Source organism: Synechococcus sp. B60.1 (genome assembly GCF_047462555.1).
Lineage (GTDB): Bacteria > Cyanobacteriota > Cyanobacteriia > Thermostichales > Thermostichaceae > Thermostichus.
The window spans coordinates 1-7122 of sequence record NZ_JANSJN010000125.1; the positions used below are offsets into that span (position 1 = coordinate 1).

General features: G+C 57.4%; 4 protein-coding genes and 2 pseudogenes. All 6 read right to left on the bottom strand.

Going from position 1 to position 7122, the window contains the following annotated elements:
• Positions 1–395: pseudogene (locus tag NW863_RS11795) on the bottom strand (hypothetical protein); the annotation flags it as partial.
• 449 nt (positions 396–844) lie between these two features.
• The gene (locus tag NW863_RS11800) at positions 845–1651 is read right to left on the bottom strand and encodes a hypothetical protein (protein WP_414366561.1); all 807 of its coding nucleotides are present in this window, start codon (positions 1649–1651) and stop codon (positions 845–847) included.
• Between the two features lie 53 nt (positions 1652–1704).
• Positions 1705–1890: a hypothetical protein gene (locus NW863_RS11805; protein ID WP_414366562.1), complete on the bottom strand. Its 186-nt coding sequence runs from the start codon at positions 1888–1890 to the stop codon at positions 1705–1707.
• A gap of 273 nt (positions 1891–2163) precedes the next feature.
• Complete coding sequence (locus NW863_RS11810) at positions 2164–4539, bottom strand: hypothetical protein (protein WP_414366563.1); 2376 nt, start codon at positions 4537–4539, stop codon at positions 2164–2166.
• Positions 4540–4760: 221 nt separating this feature from the next.
• Positions 4761–5261 carry a hypothetical protein gene (locus NW863_RS11815; protein WP_414366564.1) on the bottom strand — a complete coding sequence of 167 codons (501 nt, stop codon included), beginning with the start codon at positions 5259–5261 and terminating at the stop codon, positions 4761–4763.
• A 226-nt stretch (positions 5262–5487) separates the two neighbouring features.
• Positions 5488–7122: pseudogene (locus tag NW863_RS11820) on the bottom strand (hypothetical protein); the annotation flags it as partial.

The window sequence follows — 7122 nt, forward strand, 5'->3', positions numbered from 1 at the left end:
CAGTTCACCACGCCATCGGCCGTGAAGTCGGAGATGGCTGGCTTGAGCGGGTCGCCCAGCCCCGTAACCTCAGCAGCGGTGATCGGCCCTGCCTTTAGAGTATTGTTGACAAAATTCACAATCTTGGTGGAGTCGCCCGTGTTGAGGGTGCAGGCGGCAAAGAGCACCGCCGCATCTGTGATTTTGATAGAGGTCTTTACCCCGTCGTAGTAGAAGGCGATGCTGTCGGTGGCGGGGGCTGCTGTCTCGGGCAGTTGCGCCGAGATGGTAGAGGGCACCTGCGTAGCCGTGGGCGTATTGGCAGAGCAGGCGGCCATCACCCCTGCCAGCGAGGAAGCCAGCATCAAAGAGGCCAGCGCAGAGGGCAAGTTGGGCTTGAAATCTTGGGTAGCCATTGCAAATCTCCATTGAGAAGGTTTTAGTCCAGGCGAAGGCCTCGAACAAACGCCGCCCAGCTCACTTCCGGGGAAAGCCTTGAGGGAACAAATCTGGGAATGGCCCAGAAAGTCCAGAAGCATCTTACCCAAAGGGAGAGCTAAAAAACATAGCTCTTCTTCCTCCGATCTCACCCCAAGCAGCCGTTGTGATCTGTGATCTATATCAGTCGGCGAAAAACGCGGCGCGGAAGCTCCCGGATTGGCTGGGAAGGAAGGGGGAGCAGACTCCAACGCCGCCAACGTGATTGCTCTGTCTGGGGCTGCGGTAAACCAGCCTGCCCCCCTTCCCCCGCATGTGAGGAGACAGAGGGAGATCCGTGCTTGGCTTGCCAACTGCAGAACCATTCAAAGCCCCCAGCTTTGGCCGGGGGGGAACCCGAACAACCGAACCTTTGGGCAGGCCCAGGCTAGTTCACGTTAATGGCCGGGCCGTGGTTGAAGTAGGTGGTACTGCCGGGGTTGGTGGTGTTGTCGAAGACGCTGAGGGTGAAGCCGCTGACGCTGATTGGCTGGGGTGAGGCAATGGCCGGCGTCACCCGGATCTGGCCGCCGAAGGGGATGGTAAACGGTGCCGCAAAAATGGCTTCGTTGCCCCACACCCATGTAGCGCTGGCGATCTCCGTGCCATCGGAGCGGGTAACGGTTACCGTGGCGCGATCAGACAGGCCGGGAATGGTGATGGTGATCCACGAGCCGCTGGGAGCGGGCCGGAAGAATCTGTCGAGCTGGGTTTGGGTGACGTTGACACCCGAGACCTTCAGCGTGTTGGAGACAAACTGGTTGACCTTAGCAACATCCGTCCCTACAGTAGCTACCGCAAACAGCACCGCCGCGTCGCTGCAGTTGACGGTGCCGTCGCCCGTGAAGTCGGAAATGGCCGGCTGGAGCGGGTCGCCCAGCCCTGTAACCTCGGCAGAGGTGAGCGGTGGCTGAAGCTTCAGAGTGGTGTTGGCAAAGCTGATGATCTTGGCGGCGTCGTTGGTGTTGAGGGTGCAGGCGGCAAAAAGCACGGCTGCATCCCTAGCCATGATCGAGATTTTCACGCCATTGTAGTAGAAGGCGACCCCCTCTTCCGGCACCTGGGCCGTAAGGGTGGGCGGCACTTGCGTCACCTGGGGCGTTTCGGCAGAGCAGGCGGCCACCGCCAGCGAAGAGGCTAGCAGCAGCGATCCAAGAGCAGAGTTCCTAGAAGGCTTGAAGTTAGGCTGAAACATTGTTCTCTCTCACCCAAAGAACTATTCAACGAGACACCTCGGCCTCGCCCCCTCTATAATACTAAGCTGCCTGAAGACCAGCCCTGACTGGGGTCATAGGCGATGGCGCGGTTTTGTTGCTCGACCACCTCGCGCAGCTCGGCGATGGCCTCGAAAGCTCGCCCCTTATTCTGGACAGTGGCCAGATTGACCCCGATGAGCTGACAGCCGGCAAGATTCTTGCCCTTGGCTGCTTGCAAGAGAAGAAGCCAGGAAAGCTCAGCCTACACCCGTGGCCCAGGGACTGAGGTTCTGGAACAGTAAAGGATTGGGAGACGCCTCTAGACAGTTCCGTGTTACCTGGGGCACCTCGGCAGAGCAGGCGGCCACCGCCCCGGGCAGCAGCAAAAACCCTACAGGAGGACTTTTGGAAAACTTGGAACAGCACCTCATATTGGTGACCTCAGCCCTTGACAAGCCAAAAACAGGAAAGAGGGAGAGTTCTACACCTCTCCCTCCTCGCCTAGAATGCGCTATTTGATGACTTTTACATTAGCATTACCAAAGGTGTTGCCACTGTTGAGAGCATATTGATCGACTAGGGTAGGGGATGCATTCGCAGGGAGCCTAATGCCTATTGTGGCCGCATTAGTGATCACAAACTGGTTATTGGTAATTTGCTGTGGGAACGCACCAATATTACCAAGAATCTGAACAACTGGTTGGCCACCGAAATTATAGCCCTTGAAGATATTGCCCACCAGAGTTATCGAGCCGCTGGCAGCGGTGGACCTCAGAGCTCTGGAATTAACATCAGTGTTGACATTTAGGTCAAGAGTGCTGCCTTGGATAACCAGGGCGCCGTCATTGTGCTGTACAAGTATCGCCTTTAAGGCGACATTATTAGGCACCTGCTTGATAAGGCTGCCTTGAATGGTGAGGTTGGGGGGGTTGTTGTTATCAGTGTTGACAAAAATAGTATCAGCGCCAGCTAGATCTACAAGGATTTGGCTGTCGGTAATTTGTGGGCTGCCTCCTGTAACATTAACACAGATTTGGGTAGGACCACCAGCACCAATCTTGCATTCCACAGTTACCTTCTGTAGCGTGCCAGATCCAGCTAGCTTAACCGGCTGATCGATAAGGACAACATCCGCCTCAACTGTAGAGTTGCTAAGAGTACCCCTGACAGTCAGTTGGTTACCGTTATCTTTGAAAGTAATGAGCGAATCCGTTACCGTGGCCCCAGCATCTATTGTTACATCTTCTTGTGCACCCCCTCCTAAAGCTGTAATTTTCAACTTGTCGCCCTGACCTAGAATGATCAAGTCCTGATTATTGAGGTCAATCGCAATATCGCTCACCGTCACCCCGGGTTTGATGGTGAGCTTAGCTCCTAGTTGGATACCTGCCACTCCACCTGCGAAGTTTGGCTCCGGCACAATGGTAATCGTCCCACCGTTCACTGGAGCGATTTCGTTGAGAGCAAGATTTTCACCCCCTGCCCCAACCACCTTGAGGAAAACAGGCAAGTTTGGCGTCGACTGCTGCAGGGTCTTCGCAGCTTGAAGGCCTGTCGCGAATTTGGCTGGCGACAGCAGGCTGCTGCCATCCCCTCCTGCACCCGGGGCCACGTAAACTGTCTTGGCAGCGACTGGCGGGCCTACCGTAACCGTTACCTTCACCGTCTGCGGCGCAACGGTCGCCGGGTAGTTGGTGGCCGTCGTGGTACTTGCCCGCGTCAGCGTAATCGTGGCCGTGCCAGTTCCTACGCCCGTCACTGCTACCGTCTGCGGCGCTGTGTTGCCCTCAGCAAAAGTTACGGTGGGCAAGTTAACTGTCGCTACTGTTGGGTTGCTCGAGCTTACAGCAACAACAAAGCTGCCGTTTTGGGGTGGCTGCGTTGGCTCCAGCGAGAAGGTTACCGTAGAACCCACCTGCGTGGAAACGCTGTCTGGCGTCACCTTGATACCAGCCGGCAACGCTGGCTCCACCTTTACCGGCACCGTTACCGGTAGCACGCCCTTGTAGTTTGTAGCCGCACTGGCGCCAGCCACCGAGACAACGATATTAGCCGAGCCTTGAGAAACCCCTACCACAGTTACTTGCTGCGGCGAGGTTGAGCCGCTGGGGAAAGTCAGCGTGGAAGAGCCACTAATCGAAGCAATAGTAGAGTCATTGCTGACCACGCTCAGCACCAGATTACCGCCCGTGGGGGCCACACTTGGGCTAATCTCCAGCTTGGCCGAGGAGAGAGCGTTAATCGTCAAGCTGCTGGGCACAACCACAATGGCAGGGCTGGGCGTTGGCGTGGGCGTCGCCGTCGGGCTAGGCGTTACAGTGGGTGTCGCCGTCGGGCTAGGCGTGGGCGTGGATTTGGGGAAGAAGCTGTCGAGCTGGGTTTGGGTGACGTTGACACCCGAGACCTTCAGCGTGCCGGAGACAAACTGGTTGACCTTAGCAGCATCCGTCCCCACGGTAACTGCCGCAAACAGCACCGCCGCGTCATTGCAGTTCACCACGCCATCGGCCGTGAAGTCGGAGATGGCTGGCTTGAGCGGGTCGCCCAGCCCCGTAACCTCAGCAGCAGTGATCGGCCCTGCCTTCAGGGTATTGTTGACAAAATTCACAATCTTGGTGGAGTCGCCCGTGTTGAGGGTGCAGGCAGCAAAGAGCACCGCTGCGTCCTTAATGGTGATAGAGGTCTTCACCCCGTCGTAGTAGAAGGAAATGCTATCGGGCGGCGCCTCAGGCGTTTCTGGAGCCTGAGCAGAGAGGGTTGGCGGAACTTGGGTAACGCTGGGTACCTCGGAAAAGGAACAGGCTACAGCCCCCCCCACCAGGGAGGAAGTGAGCAGCAGCGAAAGCAGCGAAGAGCGCAGGTTAGTTTTGGGATCCCGAACAGTCATACTTAGCCTCCGTTGGTTAAAACTCAAGGGGGCTGAAGTCTTGGGCAGAGGCTATCTGGCTCACTCCAGGGAAACTGGCTTAAGAGGCATGCCTAGGCAAATCTTACCCAAATTGGCGCTTGAAAAGTAACGTTGGAGCAGAAAAAGACAGCCTGCTCGTAAAGAAAAAAAGAAGGGCAACCCAATGCCCTCCCGAGACTTATGTGGCAGCCAACCTCAAGCTAGTTGACCGAGATGCCCGGCCCGAAGTTGAAGTAGGTGGTGCTGCCGGGGTTGGTGGTGTTGTCAAAGGTGTTCAGCGTCGTACCGCCCACCGTGATCGCCGACGGCGAGGCAATGGCCGGCGTTATCCGGATCTGGCCACCGAAGGGGATCGTGAACGGCCCGGAGAAGGTGGCCACGTTGCCCGACACCGACGTGGAGGTGGTGATCACCGGCGACCCCCCTGCACCTGTCACCGTCACCGTCGCGCCGGCAGGCAGGCCAGGAATACTGATCTGTGTACCTGCAGGGGTGGGCGTCGGTGTGGGTGTCGGTGTCGGCGTGGGCGTTGGCGTCGGGGTGGGCGTCGGCGTGGGGGTGGGCGTCGGCGTGGGGGTGGGAACAATCAGAGGAGTCTCTGAAGAAGAAGAGCAGGCAGCCATCACCCCGGCCAGAGCGCCAGCCAACGCCAAGAAGGCTAGGGAAGTGCGCCGGCTGCGTGGAAAGTTGCGGATAGACATTCTCGATCTCCAATAGAAGGGCAGCAAAAGTTTAAGCAGCGGTTGAAGTCTTGGACAAGTGCAAGCTAGCTCACCTAGGGAAATCACAAGAAATTATTCCCCAGTCTCCGCTGAGAGGGTAGGGAAAATCCAACCATTTTGCCGCTTCGCTGCTGCGGCCAAACACCAAAAAAAGGCCCCCTTCTCCCGCAGGGAAGAGGGGCCACCCTCAGCCTACACCCGGAGCCTAGGGATCGAGGTTCTTGAACAGCACTTTTGCAGGAGCGATGGGGAAGGAGTTGACCGTACCCGCATCCGCATTCACGTTGCCCGAGTTTTTGATGCCAATGCCAACTGTGTCCGTCTCCGTTGTAAACGTAGTTCCAGTTACAAACGAGCCAGCAGTGGTTGCTTTAACTCCAATGGCGCCGCTTTGGTTAGCCACTGTGCCATTTATCTTAATCACAGAGCTTTGCACCGCAGAGCCTGCAGCTCCCAACTGGATGGCAATCGTTGGGCTTCCATTGGTTCCACTGGCAACCGTCGAGAAATCGACTGTGGTTGTGGTAACGACCAGCTTGCCGACTCCCTGAATGCCGACGACGTCTTTGCCACCTGTACCGGTAGATTTGACGGTACTTGCGGTAATGTTGAGGGTTGTGTTAGAAGCGGTCTGGTCAATAGCCACGGTACTGTCCTGGTTGCCCTTGATGGACAGGGTGAGGCCCTCCAGATCGAGGGTGGTGTTGGCAGCAGTGACCTGGACGCAGGTTGTATTGACTGACCCAAACCCCGTACAGTCAATCGTCATATTCTTCAGAGAGGTGCCCTCGCCGGCAAGGTTGATGGCCTGACTTGCTGTTGTGTTGCCACTGGTGATCTTGAAGCCCTGCAGCTTATAGCCTTTGTTGAGGGTTAGTTGGTTGCTGTTCAAATCGAGGTTAAAGCCAGCAGGGCCGATCACGGTAACGGATCCCTTGGTCAGGGCAAGAGAAGCAGTGTTGGCAGTAAGGGTCTCCGTTCCAGGGCCGACGACCGTCACCGTTACATCTGTTCCCCCACCAGTGCCAGAGCCAATGGTATTGGCCGCGCTGCTGACGACGGCAGTGGTGAGGGCGTGCTTTACCGTCTGGAAAGGCTGAATGGCTGTACCAGGGTTGGCGTTGTTTCCGTTAACCGGATCCACGAAGAACTGGCCCGCAGCAGCCGGGATCGCCTTGACCTCGACATCAAACTGCCCCACATCTGGGCTGAAGAGCTTGATCACATCTGTGGTGCCCGCCGGCGCCGTCGTGGTTACCGTAACTGTCTGGTTGGTGCTGAAGTTGAGGGCGTTGAAGACCAGCGAGGCTTTGTTGGTGGTAAAGCCTGTCGGTGGCGTGATGGTAATGGTGACGGGGGCAGAGGGGGCAGCCGCCAGCTTCACGTCGAAGGTCTTGAGACCAGTGCCGGCGGTGGGAATCTCCAAGCTGGCGGGGCTGACCACGATAGAAGACGATTGCTCAACCGTAACATCGGCAACCTTGTCTGTGTAGCCAGAGGCGGAGAACTTGACGGTGCCCTTGGTGCCAGGGGCCGCCACGCTCTTCACCGTGACTGTACCGCTGAAAACAGTGGGCGTGAAGTTCAGCGTAGTCGGCGTAACCGTAATGCCCGTGTCCGGCGTCGCCGTCACTGTTACGTTCCCTGACGGCTGGCTGGGCAGGGACACCGTCACCGTCTGGCTGGAGCCACTCGGAAGCGTCAGGGTGGCAGGGGTTACCACTATCTGGTTGGCGATCGGCGTGTGCGTGGGTGTTGGCGTCGGCGTGGGCGTGGATTTGGGGAAGAAGCTGTCGAGCTGGGTTTGGGTGACGTTGACACCCGAGACCTTCAGCGTGCC

Bases quoted from the DNA above. Each gene is read 5' to 3' on its own strand.
- NW863_RS11810 (WP_414366563.1), bottom strand. From the start codon at position 4,539: ATGACTGTTCGGGATCCCAAAACTAACCTGCGCTCTTCGCTGCTTTCG.
- NW863_RS11815 (WP_414366564.1), bottom strand. From the start codon at position 5,261: ATGTCTATCCGCAACTTTCCACGCAGCCGGCGCACTTCCCTAGCCTTC.
- NW863_RS11800 (WP_414366561.1), bottom strand. From the start codon at position 1,651: ATGTTTCAGCCTAACTTCAAGCCTTCTAGGAACTCTGCTCTTGGATCG.